At 58.6% G+C, this 21,118-nt stretch carries 23 protein-coding genes; 9 read left to right on the top strand and 14 right to left on the bottom strand.

Annotated elements, in window-relative coordinates:
• Positions 1–86: 86 nt before the first annotated feature.
• Positions 87–1,277, top strand: a complete 1,191-nt coding sequence (locus F3J36_RS07875) for an MFS transporter (RefSeq protein WP_088517416.1) — start codon at positions 87–89, stop codon at positions 1,275–1,277.
• A 2-nt stretch (positions 1,278–1,279) separates the two neighbouring features.
• Here the strand turns inward: F3J36_RS07875 and sfnG are convergent, their stop codons facing one another.
• Both sfnG and F3J36_RS07865 read right to left on the bottom strand, forming a co-directional pair.
• The gene (gene sfnG / locus F3J36_RS07870) at positions 1,280–2,374 is read right to left on the bottom strand and encodes a dimethylsulfone monooxygenase SfnG (RefSeq protein ID WP_021508881.1); all 1,095 of its coding nucleotides are present in this window, start codon (positions 2,372–2,374) and stop codon (positions 1,280–1,282) included.
• A 220-nt stretch (positions 2,375–2,594) separates the two neighbouring features.
• A complete protein-coding gene (locus tag F3J36_RS07865; RefSeq protein WP_021508880.1) occupies positions 2,595–2,942 on the bottom strand; it encodes a helix-turn-helix transcriptional regulator in 348 nt (115 codons plus the stop codon).
• 159 nt (positions 2,943–3,101) lie between these two features.
• Here F3J36_RS07865 and F3J36_RS07860 point away from each other — a divergent pair, with 159 nt between their 5' ends.
• Both F3J36_RS07860 and F3J36_RS07855 read left to right on the top strand, forming a co-directional pair.
• Positions 3,102–4,328: an MFS transporter gene (locus tag F3J36_RS07860; RefSeq protein ID WP_058758987.1), complete on the top strand. Its 1,227-nt coding sequence runs from the start codon at positions 3,102–3,104 to the stop codon at positions 4,326–4,328.
• Positions 4,329–4,537: 209 nt separating this feature from the next.
• A complete protein-coding gene (locus tag F3J36_RS07855; RefSeq protein WP_166719386.1) occupies positions 4,538–4,816 on the top strand; it encodes a helix-turn-helix transcriptional regulator in 279 nt (92 codons plus the stop codon).
• 72 nt (positions 4,817–4,888) lie between these two features.
• On the opposite strand, the gene clcA is transcribed toward F3J36_RS07855, so the two are convergent.
• Positions 4,889–6,253: a H(+)/Cl(-) exchange transporter ClcA gene (gene clcA / locus F3J36_RS07850; RefSeq protein WP_247653161.1), complete on the bottom strand. Its 1,365-nt coding sequence runs from the start codon at positions 6,251–6,253 to the stop codon at positions 4,889–4,891.
• Between the two features lie 336 nt (positions 6,254–6,589).
• Here clcA and glsB point away from each other — a divergent pair, with 336 nt between their 5' ends.
• The gene (gene glsB, locus F3J36_RS07845) at positions 6,590–7,513 is read left to right on the top strand and encodes a glutaminase B (protein ID WP_166719384.1); all 924 of its coding nucleotides are present in this window, start codon (positions 6,590–6,592) and stop codon (positions 7,511–7,513) included.
• A gap of 6 nt (positions 7,514–7,519) precedes the next feature.
• Here glsB and F3J36_RS07840 read toward each other — a convergent pair whose 3' ends face one another.
• Both F3J36_RS07840 and F3J36_RS07835 read right to left on the bottom strand, forming a co-directional pair.
• On the bottom strand, positions 7,520–7,897 hold the full coding sequence (locus F3J36_RS07840) for a type II toxin-antitoxin system death-on-curing family toxin (protein WP_088517421.1): 378 nt from the start codon (positions 7,895–7,897) through the stop codon (positions 7,520–7,522).
• Positions 7,894–8,115, bottom strand: coding sequence for a type II toxin-antitoxin system Phd/YefM family antitoxin (locus F3J36_RS07835; protein WP_088517422.1), 222 nt, complete (start codon positions 8,113–8,115; stop codon positions 7,894–7,896). Before F3J36_RS07835 ends, F3J36_RS07840 begins: the two co-directional genes overlap by 4 nt.
• Before the next feature lie 291 nt (positions 8,116–8,406).
• Between F3J36_RS07835 and F3J36_RS07830 the strand changes: the two genes are divergently transcribed.
• A complete protein-coding gene (locus F3J36_RS07830; RefSeq protein WP_166719383.1) occupies positions 8,407–8,823 on the top strand; it encodes a DUF2946 domain-containing protein in 417 nt (138 codons plus the stop codon).
• A gap of 65 nt (positions 8,824–8,888) precedes the next feature.
• Positions 8,889–10,628 (top strand): DUF2534 family protein, encoded by a 1,740-nt coding sequence (locus F3J36_RS07825; protein ID WP_166719382.1) that lies wholly within the window; start codon positions 8,889–8,891, stop codon positions 10,626–10,628.
• A 68-nt stretch (positions 10,629–10,696) separates the two neighbouring features.
• On the opposite strand, the gene F3J36_RS07820 is transcribed toward F3J36_RS07825, so the two are convergent.
• Complete coding sequence (locus F3J36_RS07820) at positions 10,697–11,713, bottom strand: NAD(P)-dependent alcohol dehydrogenase (RefSeq protein WP_166719381.1); 1,017 nt, start codon at positions 11,711–11,713, stop codon at positions 10,697–10,699.
• Between the two features lie 123 nt (positions 11,714–11,836).
• On the bottom strand, positions 11,837–12,106 hold the full coding sequence (locus tag F3J36_RS07815; protein WP_058776113.1) for a hypothetical protein: 270 nt from the start codon (positions 12,104–12,106) through the stop codon (positions 11,837–11,839).
• 332 nt (positions 12,107–12,438) lie between these two features.
• Between F3J36_RS07815 and F3J36_RS07810 the strand changes: the two genes are divergently transcribed.
• Both F3J36_RS07810 and F3J36_RS07805 read left to right on the top strand, forming a co-directional pair.
• Complete coding sequence (locus F3J36_RS07810) at positions 12,439–13,335, top strand: extracellular solute-binding protein (protein WP_166719497.1); 897 nt, start codon at positions 12,439–12,441, stop codon at positions 13,333–13,335.
• Entirely contained in the window at positions 13,332–14,114 is a 783-nt protein-coding gene (locus F3J36_RS07805) for a molybdenum ABC transporter permease (RefSeq protein WP_166719380.1), read from the top strand. The genes F3J36_RS07810 and F3J36_RS07805 overlap by 4 nt, the downstream gene beginning before the upstream one ends.
• Here F3J36_RS07805 and F3J36_RS07800 read toward each other — a convergent pair.
• The 7 genes from F3J36_RS07800 to F3J36_RS07770 form a co-directional block, all read right to left on the bottom strand.
• Entirely contained in the window at positions 14,111–14,500 is a 390-nt protein-coding gene (locus F3J36_RS07800) for a response regulator transcription factor (RefSeq protein WP_088517427.1), read from the bottom strand. The two genes, F3J36_RS07805 and F3J36_RS07800, sit on opposite strands and share 4 nt — an antisense overlap.
• Before the next feature lie 210 nt (positions 14,501–14,710).
• Positions 14,711–15,487, bottom strand: coding sequence for an ABC transporter ATP-binding protein (locus F3J36_RS07795; RefSeq protein ID WP_058758981.1), 777 nt, complete (start codon positions 15,485–15,487; stop codon positions 14,711–14,713).
• Positions 15,487–16,170 (bottom strand): ABC transporter permease, encoded by a 684-nt coding sequence (locus tag F3J36_RS07790; RefSeq protein ID WP_058758980.1) that lies wholly within the window; start codon positions 16,168–16,170, stop codon positions 15,487–15,489. The genes F3J36_RS07795 and F3J36_RS07790 overlap by 1 nt, the downstream gene beginning before the upstream one ends.
• A 9-nt stretch (positions 16,171–16,179) precedes the next feature.
• On the bottom strand, positions 16,180–16,899 hold the full coding sequence (locus F3J36_RS07785; protein ID WP_136545656.1) for an ABC transporter permease: 720 nt from the start codon (positions 16,897–16,899) through the stop codon (positions 16,180–16,182).
• A 12-nt stretch (positions 16,900–16,911) separates the two neighbouring features.
• Positions 16,912–17,757, bottom strand: coding sequence for a transporter substrate-binding domain-containing protein (locus tag F3J36_RS07780; protein ID WP_247653152.1), 846 nt, complete (start codon positions 17,755–17,757; stop codon positions 16,912–16,914).
• A 15-nt stretch (positions 17,758–17,772) separates the two neighbouring features.
• On the bottom strand, positions 17,773–18,960 hold the full coding sequence (locus tag F3J36_RS07775; RefSeq protein ID WP_166719379.1) for a M20 family metallopeptidase: 1,188 nt from the start codon (positions 18,958–18,960) through the stop codon (positions 17,773–17,775).
• A gap of 264 nt (positions 18,961–19,224) precedes the next feature.
• Positions 19,225–20,136 (bottom strand): LysR substrate-binding domain-containing protein, encoded by a 912-nt coding sequence (locus tag F3J36_RS07770; protein ID WP_166719378.1) that lies wholly within the window; start codon positions 20,134–20,136, stop codon positions 19,225–19,227.
• A gap of 104 nt (positions 20,137–20,240) precedes the next feature.
• Between F3J36_RS07770 and F3J36_RS07765 the strand changes: the two genes are divergently transcribed.
• Positions 20,241–20,945 carry an SDR family oxidoreductase gene (locus F3J36_RS07765; protein WP_166719377.1) on the top strand — a complete coding sequence of 235 codons (705 nt, stop codon included), beginning with the start codon at positions 20,241–20,243 and terminating at the stop codon, positions 20,943–20,945.
• Positions 20,946–21,118: the final 173 nt, after the last annotated feature.

Below are 21,118 nucleotides of genomic sequence, written 5' to 3'. Positions count from 1 at the left end.
AGCGGTCCAGGCTGCTGCGTACGCGTTAACGTCAATCAACGCACCATATGCAGAGACTTTCTGCCTCATTTCTATGGTGCGCAAACATGTCCCATACCGCTTTATCTGCTGATTCTGTCCTGCGTCGTTCCGGGTTTTTCCTGCTGCTGCTGTTACTGACCGCCGCCAACTTACGCACGCCCATCACCGCCACCGGGCCGGTACTGGAAAATATTCGCCTGACATTTGGCCTGAGCGCCAGCGCTGCCGGCGTGATTAACTTTTTACCGCTGCTGATGTTCGCCACGCTGGCTCCGCCAGCCGCCTGGTTTGGCAATCGCTTTGGCCTGGAGCGCAGTCTGTGGGGAGCGTTACTCCTGATCGTCCTGGGTTCACTGCTGCGAATCAGCGGCAGCGAAACGGCACTGTGGCTGGGGACGCTGATTCTCAGCAGCGGGATCGCGGCGGCCAACGTCCTGCTGCCGCCGCTGATTAAGCGGGATTACACCGCGCACACCGCGCGTTATATCGGGCTGTATGCCATGACCATGGGCATCACCGCCAGCATCGCTTCCGGCGTGGCCGTGCCGCTGGCCGAACTCAGCAGCGCCGGCTGGCGTCTGTCGCTGGCGGTCTGGCTGATTCCGGCGCTGATCGCGCTGCTGGCATGGCTGCCGCAGCTGAAAAATCCCGCGACGCATGCGCAGCGCGCGACAGAGGTCACCGTAACGCGTTCGCCGTGGCGTTCCGCGATCGGCTGGCAGGTTTCGCTGTTCATGGCCAGCCAGTCGTTACTGTTTTATACCCTGATTGGCTGGTTTACCCCGTTCGCACAGGATAATGGCATCAGTCAGCTGCAGGCGGGCGGCATGTTGTTCGTCTATCAAATTGTGGCGATCGCCTCCAATCTGGCCTGTATGCGGGCGCTGAAGCAGCTGCGCGATCAGCGTCTGATCGGGCTGCTGGCCTCGCTGTCGATCTTCATCGCGGTGACCGGCCTGCTGCTGGCACCCGCATGGTCGCTATTGTGGCTGATTCTGGCAGGCCTCGGTGCGGGCGCCTCGCTGCTGATCAGCCTGTCACTGTTTAATTTACGCACCCGGGACCATCGCCAGGCCTCGAAACTCTCCGGCATGGCGCAGTGCGTGGGTTACGGGCTGGCGGCGCTGGGACCGCTGTGCTTCGGCATGCTGCATGATGTCAGCGGCAGCTGGCAGCTCCCGCTGCTGATGCTGTTGGCAGTAAGCGCGCTGCAAATGGCGATGGCGCTGCTGGCCGGACGCGACCGCGCTATCTGACCTCAGACCGTGACGGCGTTAAGCGCCTCCTGTCGTTCCAGTTCGCGCACGCGTGGGATAACTTCACGCCCAAAGAACTCCACCTCTTCATGGAAATGCAGAAACGCCAGCAGCAGTAAATCCACGCCAGCGCGTTTCTGCTCCATGATGCGCTCAGCAATTTGCTGCGGCGTGCCAATCAGATTGGTTTTGAAACCGTCGTTGTATTGCACCAGATCCTCGAAGGAGGATTTGGCCCAGTTGCCCTCGCCTTCCGGCGACGCGCTGCCGGCATTTTTCACCTCATGCTGAAAGCCTTTCACTGCATCCGGATTGGCTTTGGCGATGATCTCCTGCAGCACCGCCTGAGCTTCCTGTTCGCTCTCGCGGGCGATGACAAAACCATTCAGGCCGATTTTAACGGCGTGCTGATTGACGGCGGCTTTGGCGCGGATATCGTCCACCTGTTGGCGTACGCCCTGTGGCGTGTTGCCGTTGGTGAAGTACCAGTCAGACACCCGTGACGCCATGTCCCGCGCGGCGCGCGAGCTGCCGCCCTGAAAAATTTCCGGTAGCGGATCGAGTGGTTTAGGCTTGAGCGCGTAGTCGCGGAAGCGATAAAAATCTCCGGCGAAGCTGAAGCTGCTTTCACGCCAGATGCCGCGCAGGCAGCGAATAAACTCTTCCGAACGCAGATAGCGCTCTTCGTGATCGAGCCAGGGTTCACCAATCGCTTTGAACTCGCCGCGAAACCAGCCGCTGACAATGTTCACCGCGATGCGCGGACCGTACAGATGGCTGATGGTAGCGATCTGCTTCGCCGCCAGCGTCGGGTTCCACGGCCCCGGCAGCAGCGCGGCAATCACTTTGAGTTTTGTGGTGTGGCTCAGCAAATCCTGAGAGAAGGTGACTGATTCGTGCTGATTATCAGCGCCATAGCCGGCGGTGAAGCGAATCTGCGTCAGGGCATAATCGAAGCCAGCGCGTTCAGCGATTTTCGCCAGTTCACGGTTGTACTCCGCGTCCCAGCGCGTGCGCTGCTCGATCTGACTGATAACTAAACCACCTGAAACATTAGGCACCCAGTAAGCAAACTGCAGCGGTTTTACCTGTGACATAGGTTTCTCCTGAGACTTCTTATAGCTGGATTAATGGAAAATCATCTTCATTAATGCTTTTGGCTATAAGAAGCTATGCAGTGAGCGTGCCAGTTGCTGGCAGAGATTAAACGTCTGATTTGCGGGCTAACTGAATGAGAGGATGAGGAATGTCTGTTGCGGATGCAGCAGCCGCTGTCGCCAGGCTGTTGCAATTGCAGCCGCTCCGGCGAAAAGGGCGCTACTCCGCGTGCTGAAAAGCCTGCAACGCGCTTCGGGTGGCGGCATCGTCAACGGCGGCGCTGAGCAGCGCATCAAGCAGACCAGGAAAGCGCGCGTCCAGATCGTCGCGCCGCAGTGACAGCAGATTCTCGCGGCCAGAGGGTTTTTGCCAGATTACGCCGCTGTCACGCAGTACCCGCCAGTGATGGGTTAAGGTTGATTTGGATACGCCTTGCAGCAGCGAACCGCAGCTGCGCGCCTCCCCCTGTGCCAGCAGCGCGACGACCGCCATGCGCATCGGATTGCCCAGCGCGGCCAGCACATTCTCCAGCCTGATGGCGTCACGCGACGGATGATTTTCCAGCATTGCTTATCTCTGTAAGGGCGTAAGACAGCAAATTATCCGTGAGTCGGCGGGCGATGTATAGCGCAGTACGAGCGGTGCGCCAATCGCGCTGCGCTAATTTACGATGTCACATTGCTGCTCTATGCTTGTCACCATCCTCCACTCTTTCCTCATCACAACATGAATGCAAATCCGATAGCGCATCCCGCTGCTTTGCGGTCTCTCCAGGCGTTGTGCCTGGTCAATTTTTTCATGGCCGATGTGCGGGATGGACTCGGCCCTTTCCTGGGAATATTTCTTACTGAACATGGCTGGAGAGCGGATGATATTGGCTGGGCGATGACTGCCGGTGGTTTAGCCGGACTGCTGGCTACGCTGCCGGCGGGTCTGGCAACCGATGCCACGCACCATAAAAAAGGGCTGCTGATTCTGGCCTCACTGCTCATTACGCTGGCCACCCTAATGCTGTGGTGGTTTCCTTACGGTGGAGTGGTGGTTGGCTCGCAGGTGGTTACCGGTCTCGCGGCCGCGCTTATTGCCCCGTTACTGACCGGCGTCACCCTCGGCCTGACCGGCTCTCAGGGGTTCAGCCAGCAGATGGGGAGAAACGAGGCGTTCAATCATGGCGGCAATATGACTGCCGCGCTGTTTGCCGGGTTTGCCGTCTGGCTGTGGGGCACCGATGCGGTTTTTATCCTGATGACCGCGATGGCACTGTGCGCATGTTTTGCCGTGGCCGCCATTCAGCGTAACGCGATCGATGACCGCGCGGCGCGCGGCGGTGCCGGACAGCAGGCCGCAGAGCTTCCGGGTTTCTCTGCCCTGCTGCGCAATCCGGTGCTGCTGATTACCGGCCTGACGCTGCTGCTGTTTCACCTCGGCAACGCCGCGCTGTTGCCGATGCTGGGCATTCGCGCGGCGGCAACGCACAGCGGACAGCTCAGCCCCGGTGTTTATACCGCTGCAACCGTGGTAATTTCGCAATGCGTGATGATTCCCGTGGCGTTATTCGCCGCCCGAAACGCCAGCCGCCTCGGTTTTCCATTGCTGATCACCCTCGCGCTGGTGGTACTGCCGGTGCGTGCCGGCATCGCCTCCCTGTTCGATGGCACCTATGCGATGGTACCGGTACAGATTCTTGATGGTCTGGCCGCTGGGCTGCTGGGCGTGGCAGTACCGGGCTACATCGTCAGCGTGCTTGACGGCAGCGGACACACCAATGCCGGCCAGAGTTTCGTCATGCTGATGCAGGGCGTGGGCGCGGCATGCAGCCCGGCACTGACCGGCAGCATCGCCGCCGCCTGGTCTTATCAGGTCGCTTTCGCCGTGCTCGGCAGCATCGCCCTCGCCGCACTGATGCTCTGGAGCCTCAGCCAGCGCATCCGATGGGTTAAAAGCCGGGCGTGAGGTGATATCAACACGCCCGATCGAATCAAAACTTTCATAGACCAGCGCCTGAAGCTTTGATCGCATCGGGCGTCTCAATCTCCCTGAGTTAATACACTCCTGCAGACCTGGCCCGCCACGATATATGTGGCAGCTTTTCATTTAGAAAAGTCAAAAAACCCCGGAAGCTGAGATTCAAAAAGCGTTACGTTGTCTGGAGGAGATGCTCAATGAAATATAAAATCCATAATCAGCTACATGAAGAAATGCTTCAGGATCCTGAATACCGCGCAGCCTGGGAAGCAGAGGAACGAAAAGCCCGTATGCAAGCCTTGCTCAAAGCGTGGCGGCAGCATGCCGGATTGACCAGTGCACAAGTGGCTGAGCGGATGGGGGTAAAACCGCCCACGGTTTCGCGCATGGAAAAGAATATTACCTCTGCCAGCTTTGAAACCATTGCGCGTTACGCCAAAGCCTGCGGGATCGATTCCGCCACCGTTGAGTTTTAGCAGCACGATAAGGACGGAGAGTGAAGCCGATAGTATTTACCGGCTTCAACTGTCATGGCCGCCAGAAAAAGCCTATTCCGTCCGGGCGCTGGCGCGGTTAGTGAGCTGTGCTTTGGCCAGGGTGCGCGCCAGGATTGAGGAATAAAGCGGTTTGCCACCAAAGAACTGCGCCGCCAGCGTTGCGCCCAGGCAGGTGATGATCATCGGCAGAATCAGTTGATAGTTATTGGTCATCTCCAGCACCAGCACGATGCCGGTAAGCGGCGCGCGCACCGAGGCGGCGAACAGCGCGCCCATCCCGGCGACGGCAAAGGTGGCGGCTTCCAGCTGATAATGCGGGAACCAGTCGGCGCTCAACTGACCAAAGCAGGTGCCCAGCAGCGTGCCCAGCGTCAGCATGGGCGCAAAAATGCCGCCCGGCGCGCCTGAAGAGAAGCAGCAAATGGTGACCAGCGTGCGCAGCGCGAAGAGAGCAAACAGCGCCAGCGCGCCATAGTGCCCGGTAGCGAACTCCGGAATCAGCGTCGTTCCGCCGCTCACCGCCTGCGGCAGCAGTAAACCCAGCACGCCGCACAGTCCGGCCAGCAGGCTACCGAACAGCACCCAGCGCCCGGTACGTCCGAGATGCAGGCGCTGAAACTGGTCCTGTGCGAGAAATATCAGCCGGTTGAACGCCACGCCGCAGCCGCCAAACAGCACACCCAGTACCAGATAGAGCCACAGCGTCTCAGTGGGCGCGTCACGCAGCTGACCGATATTAATGATGGCTTCGTTACCGTTGAGCACGCGAAAGACAATGCTCGACATAATCACGCCAACAAACACCGCTTTTATCGATATCAGGCTATAGCGAAACTGCGGGCGCATCTCTTCGATGATGAACAAAATGCCGGCCAGCGGCGCGTTGAACGCCGCCGAAAGCCCCGCCGCGGCACCGGTCGCCAGCAGCGTATGACGCGATTCGGAATCGCGCACACGAAACAGATCGAGGCACATACCACCGATGTTGCCGCCAATCTGTACCGTGGGTCCTTCGCGTCCCAGCACCATGCCAGAGCCCAGCGCACCCATGCCGCCGATAAATTTAACCGGCAGCACGCGCCACCAGCGCACCGGGCGCAGCTCTTCCAGCGCGCCCTCGATTTCCGGAATGCCCGAGCCTCCCGCCTCTGGCGCGAAGCGGCGCACCAGAAAATAACCGATGCCGCCCAGCAGCGCCGAGATAAAAAACGCGCTCAGCAACGCCATGGCCAGGTTATCCCCACGCTCTGTCAGCCAGCCGATCCGCAGGTGGAGAATAAAATTGACCGCGCGATCGAAAGCCACACCCACCAGCCCGGTGAGGATACCGACCAGCGCGGCCAGCAGCAGCAATGCCAGCGGGGTTTTATCGCGTCGCAGCAGTTTTTGCAGCAGCATAAAGCGCCCGGCGCGCATCGCGTTGGCAGGCCCGGAGGCATCAGGTAAGGCAGACATCGTCATCCTCAATTACAACAGTTGAGCGCATTGGCAGCGCCGGAAAGAGTTTGGGCTTAGCATAACCAAAATTGCCTGATCGGTAACTCAATCATTCGCAACATAATTTTACCTCAGGCCGCGCAATGTGGCGTATGTGCCAGGCTGGGTTGCGATCGGGCGCAACAAACCGCGCAGAAAATCCGCAACGCGGTGCAGGCTTGCTGCAGCATGCTCACAGAATTTTGCGCGGTGGATTGACGCGCCGACGGCAAATCACCATGATCGCGCCAGGATTAGTCACCCCGGAGCCACAAGGTGTCGGAACTCAGTAATGCATTGCTTGAAGAGATTATCACGGACGTACGCCCCCTCACCCGTCAGGGCAAAGTGGCAGATTATATCCCGGCGCTGGCCGGCGTGGATGCCGATCAACTGGGCATCGCCATTGCCACCGCCGATGGACGCAGCTATCAGGCCGGCGATGCGGGCACGCGCTTCTCGATCCAGTCCATCTCCAAAGTCCTGTCGCTTACCGTCGCGCTGACGCTGTACGAGGACGCCGAGATCTGGCAGCGCGTAGGCAAAGAGCCATCCGGCCAGGCATTCAATTCACTGGTGCAGCTTGAACTGGAACAGGGAAAGCCGCGCAATCCATTCATTAACGCCGGCGCGCTGGTGATGTGCGATTTGCTGGAAAGCCGACTCACCGCGCCACGCCAGCGCATGCTCGAGTTTGTGCGTCGTCTGGCACAGCAGCCGGACATTCAGTATGACCGTGTGGTCGCGCGTTCAGAGTATGAGCACTCGGCGCGTAACGCCGCCATTGCCTGGCTGATGAAGTCGTTTGGCAACTTCCATAATGATGTCAGTAAAGTAATGGAAACCTACTTTCACTACTGCTCACTGGCGATGAGCTGCAGCGAACTGGCGCGCACGTTTCTCTATCTCGCCAATCACGGCCGTACGGTGGATGATGAGTGGGCGGTGATCTCTGCACGCCAGGCGCGGCAGGTGAACGCACTGATGATGACCAGCGGCATGTACGACGGCGCCGGTGAGTTTGCCTGGCGCGTGGGCATGCCAGCTAAATCCGGCGTCGGCGGCGGGATTGTCGCAGTGATTCCCGGTGAGATGAGTATCGCCGTCTGGTCACCGGCGCTGGATCATTCCGGTAACTCGCTGGCCGGCACCGCCATGCTGGAGAAACTCACGGAGCGGCTGGGGCGATCGATATTTTGATGCGGGTTAATGAGCGCTAAAGAATGAGCGTAATGCGCGGGCAAGATCGTCAATGCCCGCTTCACCGGTGGCAGCCATAACGGTCAGCTCAACTAACTCTGGCCGATCATGCACCTTTACCCCGTTGCGTTTCAGAAACAGCATGGTGACGTTGAGAGAAGTCCGTTTATTAGCGTCAGCAAAAATGTGACCACGAGAAATAGCAACCCAATAGGTTGCAGCGAGCTCGTAAACATCCTGCACACCTTCATAAAACTGCCGATTAATGACTCGGGTAACGATGGCTTGCGCACGGCCCGGATCCTGCATTCCCGTAACACCGGCATAACGTCTCAACACATAATCGTGAAGCGCAATGACTTCATCGGCTGAAACATGATTCATCTATCGGCCAGCGCCTGATTTGAGGCATCAAACTCCCCGATCAGTTCGGCAAACTCTGCATCAAGCGCAGCTTTACGATAGGCATCAAAATGCGCTTTGCTAATGACGACGGCAGAATCGCCGCTGCGACGTGTAATTTCCACAGCTTCGCCCGCAATGGCCTGGTCAAGCACCTGAGAAAAATTCTCACGCGCGCTGGTATAGGTGAATTTATTCATAGTGGCCTCAGACTTGTACAGGTCAATAGTACAGGTTCCACACCATTGCAACAACAACAGAAAACACCGTTGATTGCAGCACATCGTTGCTGACAGCCAGATTTCGTTGTACAGCTCAGAGTGTTTCTCTAATGTACTCATCAGGTTGCAATTAAGTTAACAAACACACCACGTTAAGTGACCCTTTTCAAAAGGTGCGAATTTTGTCGCTCCCAGCCTCACTTTTATTAACCCTTGTGCGGCAATCGCGTTACACTTCGGCCTCATTTGTTGAAGCACTCAGTATTTGCCATGACGTTTTCCTATCACTTTCGCCAGCGCCTGACCGCCTGCGTCGCCATTGTGGCGGTGCTGCTGCTGTTTGTCGCGCCGATTGTGTCGAAAACGCTGCTGGAGCGGCAAACGCGCATTGACCCCGTGGCGTCGCAGAGCCTTTCATCTGCCATGCTAATGCACCATCACGATATGCCGATGGAGATGGCGATGCCGGGCATGATGCATCACAACATGGACGACGGCGAATTTGCCTGCGGCTATTGTGATTTGCTGGTGCATGTGCCGCTGATGATGTGGGTGTTTATCCCGTTCATCTGGCTGATGCTGGTGATCTCGCGCGCCCCACCGCTGCCGCCGCTGGTGGCACCCCGGCCGCGCCGCTTCAGCGGTACCCATCGTCCGCGCGCGCCACCGGTTTTTCTTTCCTGCTGAATCTCATTAATCGGTACAACGCCTGCGCTGTGCCCTGACATTCTCTTATCGGAAGGAAGACGGCTTTGTCTGCTGTTCACTCTGCAGCACCGCGCGGCGCGGTGCTAAATCTGCTACGCCGCTTACATTTTTACATTGGCCTGTTTGTCGCGCCGTTCATCTTCGTGGCGGCGCTCAGCGGCACGCTGTATGTGCTGACGCCGCAGCTGGAAAATCTGATCTACGCTGATGCGCTCACCGCGCAGCCGCAGGGCAATGCGCTACCGCTCTCGGCGCAGATCGCCGCGGCACGCGCCTATGCGGGCGAAAATCAGCACATTTATGCGGTTCGACCTGCGCCCGCCGCGCGCGATACCACGCGCGTACAGTTCAGCGATGCCACACTCGGTCCGTCGCAGTCGCGCGCGGTATTTATCGATCCCTACAGCCTCAAAGTAACCGGCGACATGACGGTGTACGGCACCAGTGGCGTGTTGCCGCTACGCACCACGCTCGATCTGCTGCACAGCAGCCTGTTACTCGGTGACTTTGGTCGCAACTACAGCGAACTGGCGGCGAGCTGGCTGTGGGTGGCCGCGCTCGGCGGCGTGCTGCTGTGGCTGGGCACGCGACCAAAACGCCGGCTGAAAACCGTGCGAAAGGGGTTTGCCTTCACCCGGCACTGGCACATCACGCTGGGGCTGACGCTGCTGCTCGGGCTGCTGTTCTTCTCCGTTACCGGCCTCACCTGGTCACAATGGGCAGGTAGCAATATCGATAAAATGCGCACCGAGCTTAACTGGCTGACGCCACAGGTAAATACGGCGCTCAGCGGTGATGCGCCCGCCGCGCCGGCGGATCCTCACGCCGATCACCGCAGTATGCCGGACATGGACATGACCAGCATGCCAATGTCGTCGATGGCGAAACCGGCGGCGCAGCCAGCGAAGTCACTGCCGGCAAATGCCGCCGACGCTGACTGGGATCGCGTGCTGGCGGCGGCACGTCAGGATGGCATCCGCGCGGCTAAAGTGGAGCTGCGCCAGCCGAAAAGCGAGGGCAAAGCCTGGACGGTCAGTGAGATTGATCGCAGCTGGCCCACCCAGGTGGATGCGGTGTCCGTGAATCCGCACAGCTTCGCGATTGTCGATCACGTCTGGTTTGATCGCTTCCCGCTGGTGGCAAAACTGACGCGCTGGGGCGTCGATGCGCACATGGGCGTGCTGTTTGGCTGGCCTAATCAGCTGCTGCTGGCGCTGTTTGGCCTGGGTTTATGCAGCATGATTGTGCTGGGTTATCGCATGTGGTGGCTGCGCCGCCCGGCGCTGGATCAGGCTAGCCCGGCGCAAACCCTGAGCGCAAGCTGGCTGGCGCTGCCGCACTATGCCAAAGGGGTTTGCCTGATGCTGCCGCTGGCGCTCGGTTATGCCCTGCCGGTGATGGGCGTCAGCCTGCTGGCCTTCGTGCTGGTGGATGTACTGCGCTGGCGCAGACAACAGCGGGCGCCGATGAGCGAAGCGGAAATTCTCGCCGCGCAGCAGTCGCCGCTCGGTATCGTGCGGGCGCGCTTCACGGTGAAACGCAAGGAGATGCGTTACTACCTGCGTGGGCTGTTTATTCTGGCGCTGATTGTCGGAACGGTGATGAGCAATGCGATTATCGGCGGCGTGATCGATCAATACGGCATCCCGTTCAGCCACTGGACGCTGACCATGTATCTGACGCAGGGCTTTATGATCGCGCTTTACACCACGGTGTTCACCGCGCTGATGTCGATTCCGCTGTGGTATTTCTTCCTCGGCGAAAAGGATGATTCGCAGGGATAAGGCGTAAAAAACGGCGGATGATCCCGCATCCGCCGTTTTATCTGACAAATGTCAGCGTGTTATCCGACTCAGAAATCGGCCTTCAGCACCACGCGGTAATTAGCTTTACCGGCGCGTACGTGATCCAGCGCTTCATTGATTTTTGACATCGGGAACTCTTCCACCTGCGGTGCCACATCGGCGCGTGACGCCAGACGCATCAGCTTACGCAGCTGGCCCGGTGAACCGGTAGACGAACCCGTTACCGCGCGATCGCCCAGAATCAGACTGAACGCCGGCACCTCAAACGGCTTCATCACCGCACCCACGGTGTGGAACTTACCGTGCGGAGCCAGCGCCTGGAAGTACGGCTGCCAGTCCAGATCGACGGCTACGGTGCTGATAATCAAATCAAATTGCCCGGCCAGCGCATTCAGTGCCTGCGGATCGCGGCTGTTGACCACGCGATCGGCGCCCATGGCTTTGATGGATTCGGTTTTGCTGGCATTCGTGCTGAACGCCGTAACTTCAGCACCCATGGCGCGCAGCAGTTTGATCGCCATATGACCGAGGCCACCAATACCGATGACGCCGACGCGGCTGGTGGCCGTTACATGATGCATCAGCAGCGGTTTAAACACGGTAATCCCGCCGCACAGCAGCGGACCGGCAGAGGTAATGTCCATGGATTCCGGCAGCGGAATCACCCACTGCCAGTCGGCGCGCAGATGGCTGGCGAAACCGCCTTTGTTCATGATGGTGGGCACTGAACCGTTCTCACAGTTGACCTGCTCGCCGTTGATGCAGGCATTACAGTGCTGGCAGCTTTTCGCGGTCCAGCCGATACCCACGCGCTGACCCACCTTCAATCCTTTGTCCTGCGCCGCATCGCCGAGTGCGCTGATGCGACCAATCACTTCGTGACCGGCAATGACCGGATAAGAGGAAATGCCCCACTCGTTATCAATCATCGACAAATCAGAATGGCACACACCGCAGTAATCGACCTCAACCAGCACTTCTTCCGCCGCCAGCGGACCGGTTTCGTACTCGTACGGTACCAGCGCATCACCGGCGTTGTGTGCGGCATAACTTTTGATTTTCATTACTGTCCTCTGTTTTCAGCGTTGTTAACCCAGGAAGTCTAGCAGAGCGTATTGCATGATTATGATTAAATTTCAGCCAATTAGAGTCTGTTAAGCGCAACGGGGGAAGAAAAGCATTTCGCGTTAAAGCGAATCGTGACTGGGCGGACTGCGGAACGCATGGCGCGCCTCTTCTATCAGCTGGCTGGCGGTGACGGTGGGCGGCAAACGCGTCAGCACTTTGCTGGCCTGCCAGTAACACAGCACCATCTCCTCGTTAGTTTCGTTCTCCGCCATTTCCCTCAAGCGCCTGCGCAGGCTCAGCACGTCCAGCGTTTGCTGTTCATCCACCATCTCAGCGATGGTTTGGTTGATGACCTGATGAATAATTTTCCAGGAAAGATCGGCTAACACGTTAAACCTCGTGACGTAGTAACGGGCTCCAGGCAAATGAGGAAAAGGTGCACGCCCAGCGGCATGCAAAATAATCCAACTGGGATAACTATAGCCGCTTATTAAACCAGCAGACGGCTGGCCGCCTGTGTTTGCGGTAGCTCTCGGATCGGTAAATGAATTTTTTCTCTCAGCGCGCGTTGCAATGGTACTAAAACCCGGCGCTGGCGCGCGACCGCAGGATTTCGCAACAGATTTTACCTTGCGCTAAAACGGAGAATTCCGATAATCGTTATCTACTAATTTATATAGCGAAAAGGAATCTCCGCGTGAAGACGCTTACCCTACTGTTAATGACTGCCGCCGGCGGATTGAGTTTACCGGCGCAGGCCGCCATGGATATCCGCGTGACGTATGCCGGTTCGATGGGAAAAGTGATGGATCAGGCACTGGGCCCGGCATTTGCACAACAGCATGACGGTAAGTATGAAGGTCAGGGCCAGGGGGCTTATGGTATGGCGCGCCTGCTGGCGAGCAAAAAAATCACCGCTGACGTGTTCGTGTCTATTACTCCCGGTCCGATGCAGATCCTGAAAGACGCCGGGCTGATCGACAACGCAATACCGGTAGCCAGCACCAGCATGGTGATCGCCTATAACCCGAAAGGGCCGTTTGCGCCGCAGTTTGCCGCAGCCAAAGGCAATGATGGCCGCTGGCTTCAGCTGCTGGCAGCGCCGGGACTGAAATTTGGCCGGACCGATCCGGTAAACGATCCTAAAGGCCAGAACATCATTTTCACACTGCTACTGGCGCAGAAGTATTACCGGCAGCCCGGCATCGCTGACAACATTCTCGGCGGTTACCAGAATCCCGCGCAAACCCATCTGGAAGGTGGCTTGCTGACGCGGCTCGAGAGCGGTCAGGTGGATGCGGCTGCAGGCTATGAAAGCGAAGTGATCTCTGCCCATCTGCCTTACATCGCGCTGCCCGATGAAATCAACCTCAGCAATCCGGCGCTGGCGACTAAGTGGTACAACACGGTCAGCTTTAGCGTCAAAGACAGCCAGGGTAAAGATAAAATGCTGCACACCCAGCCACTGGTCTATTACGCGGCGGTGCTCAGGAATGCGCCGCACGGTAAGGCCGCTGGCAAAGCCTTCATAGATTTCATGCTGAGCCCGTCAGGACAGGCGCTGTTTAAACAGCAAGGTTATGCCGCACCGAAGGGCGATGGGCTTTATATCCCATGAAAATCCGCCATGCTGGCGCGCTGTGGCTGTCGCTACCCGCCCTGGTGCTGCTGGCCGTACCGTTTATCACCCTGACGGGCGTCACACACTGGCAACACCTGCGGCTGGCGTGGGGTGACGGCGCGGCGATTACCACGTCGCTCAGTCTGGGAGCGATCGCGCTGGTGCTGATTTTTCTGACCGGCTTACCGCTGGCCTGGTGGCTGTCGCAGGCGCGGGGAAAAATGCGCTGGCTGGTGGAAACGCTGGTGATGATCCCGCTGCTGACGCCGCCGCTGGCGATGGGAATCCTGCTGGTCAGCGCGTACGGTCCGTACAGTTTACCCGGCCAGCTGCTGAGCAAGCTGGGCTGGACGCTGGTGAACAATCCCGCCGCCTTTATTCTGGCGCAGTGGTATGGCGCGCTGCCCTACTTTGTCACCAGCGCACGCTCGGCGTTTATCGCGGTGCCGCAGGAGATCCTTGAAGCGGGTCGGACGCTGGGTGCCGCGCCGTGGCCACGCTTCTGGCGGCTGGCGCTGCCCCTGGCCGCACCGGGCCTGGCGTGGGCTACGGCGCTGGCATGGGTGCGGGCGATGGGCGAATTCGGCATTGTGATGATTTTCGCCTGGTTTCCCCACGGAATGCCGGCGCAGCTGTACAACAATCTGCAAAACGATGGCGTGGATGCGGTGTATGTGCTGTTGTGGCTGTTACTGCTGTTTACCCTGCCGGTGCCGCTGCTGTGCGCGCTGGCTTCCCGGCGCGCGCTTTCCGGCAACACGGTGCGGCATCATTAGAGGCTGGCGCGCTGCTCACTCTCACGCATCGCCAGCCGGACCGTCTCCAGCAGCGATTCAATCTCCAGCGGCCGGGTGAAAAAGGCAAAGGCGCCCTGAGCAAACAAGCGCCGGCAGGCCTCCAGCGTGTCGTGCCCGGTCATGATGATCACCGGCAGCAGCGGATGGCGTGCTCCCTGCCGTGCCAGCCAGCTCAGGCCGCTACTCTCTGGCTGTCGCACGTCAAGCAGCAGACAGCCGCATACGGCTTGCTGACCGGCGGCGGCGGTTTCGAACGATGCCAGGTCGGCAAAGTCGGCGACCTCATAGTCCACGGTTCGCAGCAGAAATCCCAGCGACTCACGCACGGATACATCATCATCCACTAACCACACCTTCGCGCCCATTACGTACTCCGCCTGTAGAAAAATGAGGAAAATTTCGGCCCTCTCTGTCGCGCGGTGACGCAACAGCAGCCAGACCTGACGGTAGCTGGTTATCGATGGACGTGAAGTGCGCGACGACGTGCACCTTCCCTGCGCCGATAAAAAAGCCCTCCGTTGAGGGAGGGCGATTTTTCCATAATTTGGCTTAGAACACCATTGGCACAAATCTGGTTAGCTGTTGCGCTGCAGGTGGCTGCTGACAAAAGCGCGACAGCGCGCCGAGATCGGTTCGCTGAACACCTGCTGCGGCGATCCTGACTCTTCGATTTTGCCCTGATGCAGAAACACCGCTTTGTTTGATACATCGCGCGCAAACCCCATTTCATGGGTGACGATAATCATGGTGCGCCCCTCCTCCGCCAGGCTGCGGATGACGCGCAGCACTTCGCCCACAAGCTCCGGGTCGAGTGCGGAAGTGGGTTCATCAAACAGTATCGCTTTCGGCTGCTGAGCCAGCGCCCGGGCAATCGCCACGCGCTGCTGCTGACCACCGGAGAGCTGCGACGGCCACGCGTTGCGCTTTTCGTATAACCCGACTTTTTGCAGCAGCGCTTCGGCCTCGGCAACGGCCTCCTGATGACTGCGCTTCTGCACATGGATCGGCGCCTCAATGATGTTCTGCAGCACGGTTTTGTGCGGCCACAGATTGAAGCCCTGAAACACAAAGCCGAGCTGCATGCGCATCAGCTTAATGCGGCGGCGCTGTTCACGGCTCAGCTTTTCGTCCGCGTTATCGAGGGTAACCACTTCATCGCCCACGGCAATCTCACCGGCCTGTGGCACTTCAAGAAACGGGATGCAGCGCAGCAGAGTACTTTTACCGGAGCCGCTGGCGCCGATCAGCGAAATGACGTCGCCATCCTGCGCCGTCAGGCTGATGTCATGCAGCACTTCATGCCCGCTATAACTTTTTCTGAGATGGCTCAGGGCAATAGTGGGTTTGTTCATTAACGTGCTCCAGCGTGATAAGGGGACAAACGGCGCTCCAGCAGCGCCACCGCTTTGCTCACCAGCACGGTCAGCAGCAGATAGATAATCGCCGCGCTGATAAACACCTCCAGCGCGCGGAAGGTTTCTGACACGATGGAGTCGGCGATGCCGGTCATCTCCATCAGGCTGATGGTGCTCACCAGCGAGGTGGATTTGATCATCGAGATGATCTCATTGCTGTAGGCCGGCAGCGCCTGTCGCACCGCCAGCGGCAGCGTGATGCGCCGCAGCGTAGTGAAGCGCGACATGCCGCACACTTTCGCCGCTTCCAGTGACTGCACGCTAACCGCATTCAGTCCGCCGCGCAGGATCTCGGCGGTGTAAGCCGCGTCGTTGAGAATCAGCGCAATTAACCCGCACCAGTAGGGCTCACGCAGCAGCGGCCACAGCACGCTTTCGCGCACCGCCGGCAGGCTGCCGAGGCCATAGTAAATCATGAAGATTTGAATCAGCAGCGGCGTACCGCGGAACAGCCAGACATAAAAACGCGTAACGTAGCTGCCGAGGCGATGCTGACGCAGCAAATTCAGCAGCAGCGCCAGTATCCCGCCGCCCAGCAGGGACAATACCGCCAGGTTGAGCGTCAGCGGCAGTCCGCGCAGCAGCGCCGCCAGCGTGTGCTGTAAAAAGGTGAAATCCATCGTGGCTCCTTACAACCGCGCGCGTTGTTGCCCGCGCATGGCCACTTTTTCCACATAGCGGAAGAAGAAATCTGAACAGGTGGTGATAATCAGGTAAATCACCGCGCCTACGCTGTAGAAGAAAAACGGCATCTGGGTGGAATTCGACGCGGTGGAAATCTGGTTCATGGTTTCCACCAGCCCGGTCACCGACACCAGCGCCGACTCCTTAATCACCGATTGCCACTGATTGCCCATGCCCGGCAGCGCGGTGCGCAGCGCCTGCGGCACAATCATACGGCGGAACAGCATAAAACGGCCCATACCGGTGACCGTAGCAGCTTCCAGCGTACCGGCGGGGATCGCGTAAAACGCGCCGCGAAATACGCTGCTCTGATAAGCGCCGGAAATCAGCCCGATGGCGATCGCGCCCGCAACGAAGCCGTTAACGTCAAACGGTCCCTGCAGGCCGATAGCTTCACCGATAAACCCGACCACCTGTCGGCCACCAAAGTAGAACAGGTAGATTACCAGCAGCTCCGGCACGCCGCGAAACAGCGTGATGTAACCACTGGCAACACGCTGCTGCCAGCGGCCGCCACCAATCTGCATCCAGCACAGCAGGCTGCCGAGCACCGCGCCCAGCAGCCACGCACACAGCGAGACCGTTACCGTGACGGTGGCGGCGTCCAGCAGCACGCCGCCCCAGCCTTCGTCACCAAAACCTAACAGTTGCCAGTCAATAGTCATAAGCGCTCAGCATTATTCCGCAGGCGCGACGTTCTCGCCGAACCATTTCTCTGACAGTTGCTTCAGCGTGCCGTCTTTGATCATCGATACCAGCGCCTGATCCAGCGCGGCTTTCAGCTCCGGATTGTTTTTACGAATGGCAATCGCCGAGCCCTGGCCCAGCACACCGCCCACAAAGCCGTAACCGGTGCTGTTTACCGTATCCGCGTGTTTTTTCACATAAGCATTGAGGTTGGTACGTGATGCCATGACCGCATCAACCCGGCCATTGAGCAGATCGGCGAAGGTTTCCGGGCCGGCCTGATAGGTACGGATAGTCGCGACATCACCGAGGTATTTGTTGAGGAAATCGGCCTGAATGGTAGCGACCTGCACCGCAATGGTTTTGCCTTTGAACTTCGCCTTCAGCGCGTCGATGGCTTTGTTCATACCGGCTTCATCGGTCGCCTGTACCACTTCACCGTTGCCCGGCAGGGTATCCACTGCGCTGCCCTTCAGCGTGACGAAGCCCGAAACGCTCACGGTGTACTGATGGGTAAAATCCACCACTTCTTGACGTTTTGGCGTCACGGTGACGGCATCGACCACTGCATCATATTTGCCATCAGCGAGGCCGGGGATCAGTCCGGACCACTTTTGCGCGACGATTTCATATTTGAATCCCGCGCGTTTCGCCAGTTCGGCCACCATATCGGGCTCGTAGCCGACAATTTTGCCGCTCGGCGTGGACTGGTTAAACGGCGGATAGGCCGCTTCGGTGGCGAATTTTAACGTGCCAAAATCTTTTGCCTGAACCATGGCAGAAGCCAGCAGCAACAGGCCCGCGGAGGCGGAGAACAGCCCTTTACGCATCATCATAAAACCTCATTATTATCAGGAGAGTAAGTCGATCGCTATACGGGCCAGAGCCTGTGTGCCAGCGTGAATGCTGCGTTCGTCCGGCTGATAGTCGGAGTTGTGCAGATGGTCGTCGCGCCCCGGCGCGCCAGAGCCGATATGGATCTGACAGCCCGGCACACGCTCGGTAAACAGCGAGAAATCTTCCGCGCCAAAGCTGCTGCTGGGTTTTGCCACCACCGGCTTGCCGAACTGGTGCGAGAGGATCGGCTCCAGTGCATCAATCAGCGCATCATCATTCATCAGCGGCGGTACGCCTCGCTGATAATTGACCTCAATCCGCGTATTGAGCGACAGCGCGACACCGGCACAGATGCGGCGGAAAGCGTCTTCCATGTGAGCGCGCGCCTGCGGTGATTTAGCGCGGATCGTGCCCTGAATCAGGCAGCTGTCGGAGATGATGTTATGGGTGGTGCCGCCGTGGATATGGCCAATCGTCAGCACAGCAGAGTTCGCCGGATCGAGCTCGCGCGACACAATGGTCTGCAACTGCGTTACCAGGCTGGCGGCGGCAATGATCGGATCGGTACCCATGTGCGGCCGGGCCGCGTGGGTGGATTTTCCGTGAATCACTACGTCGAATTCATCGCTGGAGGCGGTGCTGGCACCGCGCGTCAGGGCGATTTCTCCTGCGGCCAGCTCTGGTTTATTGTGCAGCGTGATCGCCACATCAATGCCGTCCGCTGCGCCGGCAGCAATCATGGCTTGCGCGCCGCTCTCTGGCGTCTCTTCCGCCGGCTGAAAAATCAGCCGCACCGTGCCGTGCAGCTGGCTGCGCAGGTCCGTGAGGATTGCCGCGACACCGAGCAGTGTAGCCGTGTGGATATCGTGGCCGCAGGCGTGCATTTTACCCGGCCAGATGCTGCTAAACGGCAGGCCGGTTTGCTCATGAATCGGCAGCGCATCCATATCGGCACGCAGCAGCACGGTCTTGCCCGGCTGCGCGCCGGCAATGTCCACCATCACGCCAGTGCGGCCCACGCCGGTTTGCGGCGTCAGCCCGAGGCGCAGCAACTCCTGCTCCACAATGGCTGCGGTGCGAACGGTATCGAAACCGAGTTCCGGATGTGCGTGAATATCGCGCCGGATGGCGATGAGGTGCGCCTGCATGCTTTCACTTCTGGCGCTGATATCCCTGGCTAAAAGAATTTTATGATCGGTCATGGTAGTAATACGGTTATGCAGGCTATCGCCTGGCCGTTATGGCATTTTTATGAAATTCAGCGTTTTATTTATTCACAGCCCTCAGCAGATTGCAACGCACAATTCCTTCCCTTAATTGCTGAATTTGCGTGATATTTTTTTAAAACCCTGCCTGTGCAGGATAAACCTTATAAAATGCATGCTCAGTCAGTTATAACATTCATAATTCGCAGACGATCATCAGTTTTACTGATTTTGTTATTGAACATAAAAGCATCGCGTTGCTCAGCCATCAATCTTTGCTTTGCTCTGCTCCGCCTGACTGAGTAGCCACGCACGAACCGCACTCACCGTTGCCTGCTCACGCGGACGTCGCGGAGCCACCAGATACCAGCCGGCATCAACGGGCATCTCACGCTGCCAGGCGGGAACCAGCCGACCGCTGGCCAGATCGTTCTGCACAAAATGCGGGCTGGTCAGTGCGATACCCTGACCACTCAGCACCGCTTCCAGCGCCAGCGCGGTTTGGTTGAAGCGCAGATGATGCTGATGCTGCAGCGACTGGCCGGGGAACATAAACGCCAGGAACGCCGGCCACAGGTGATGGCCATCGTGCAGCAGCGGATAGCGCAGGCAATTTTCTGGCTGCGCTGCATCACCGTGTTGTGCCAGCAGCGCCGGGCTGACCACCGCCAGCACCGTCTGGCTAAACAGCAGCGTGGCCTCGAGCCCGCTACCAAACGGCGGCCGGCCATAGCGCACCGCCAGGTCGACGCCTTCATGGTGAAACTGCACCAGCCGTTCAGAGGCCAGCACGCGCAGATCGATATCCGGCCAGGCCGCGGTAAATGCCGGTAAACGCGGCAGCATCCAGCGGCTGGCAAAGGTCGGTGTTACGCTCAGCGTCAGGCGATCCGGCTCCGGGCGTAGCGTGCGCGTCGCCTCATCAATCAGCTCAAATGCCTGTCGAATGTGCACCGCATAGCCTGCACCGGCAGCGGTCAGCGCCAGCGAACGCGGCAACCGATCGAACAGTTTCAGGCCCAGGCTGGCCTCGAGACCGCGAATATGCTGCGCAACCGCACCCTGCGTCACGCCGAGCTCTTCAGCGGCGAGGCGAAAATTAAGGTGCCGCGTCACGGCTTCAAATACCCGAAGTGCATTCAGCGACGGTAATGCCTGAAAGCCCTGATTCATCCTGTAGTTTTCCTATCGTCAATTGCCAGCTGAGCTGACTCTCTGCGGCATCTCACGGCCATTATACTGGCATGACAGGATTTTTAATTGATGAGGTTACTCACATGACAGTAGAAAAAGTTGCGGTGATTGTCGCAGGTGGCAGCGGTATGGGCGCAGCGGCAGCGGAGAAGCTGGCCAGCGAGGGTTTCAGGGTTGCGATTCTTTCCTCCTCCGGCAAAGGCGAGGCACTGGCGAATCGTCTGGGCGGGCTCGGCATTACCGGTTCCAATCAGTCAGTGGACGATTTGCAGCAACTGGTTGATGCCACACTAGCGCGCTGGGGACGTATCGACGTGCTGGTTAACAGTGCCGGTCACGGTCCGCGCGCGCCGATCCTTGAATTAAGCGATGACGCGTGGCAGCGGGGAATGGAAACCTACTTCCTCAACGTGGTACGCGCTGTACGTCTGGTCACGCCGATCATGCAGCAGCAGGGTGGCGGCAGTATCATTAATATCTCATCGGCATGGACGTTTGAACCCACCGACATGTTCCCGACCTCGGCCGTGTTCCGTGCCGGTCTGGCTTCTTTCAGTAAAATCTTTGCCGACACCTACGCAGCTGAGAATATTCGTATCAACAACGTCCTGCCAGGCTGGATTGATAGCCTGCCGAAAACGGATGAACGGCGCGACAGCGTGCCCATGCAGCGCTACGGCACGGCTGCAGAAGTGGCGGCCACCATTGCGTTTCTTGCTTCGCCCGGCGCGGCTTATATCACCGGGCAGAATATTCGCGTGGACGGCGGCGTCACGCGCAGCGTGTAACCGGCTTTGCTGTGCCAGCTGGCCACAGCGGCACCTGATATCCGCTGTGGCTATCGCCTGCCTACTAAGGTATTTCTCAGCCTGTTTTCAAGACTGGTCTTGTCGTTTCGCGGCCTTATAACACGTCAGAATGTTCTTATTCGCTGACAGAATTTTCTGTTCTCAGCTGCCGG

Source organism: Pantoea sp. Cy-640 (assembly GCF_011752635.1).
In the GTDB taxonomy this organism is placed as follows: Bacteria; Pseudomonadota; Gammaproteobacteria; order Enterobacterales; family Enterobacteriaceae; genus Pantoea; species Pantoea dispersa.
The sequence above is the reverse complement of the archived record's forward strand: the minus strand, read 5'-3'. Positions and strand labels throughout refer to the sequence as shown.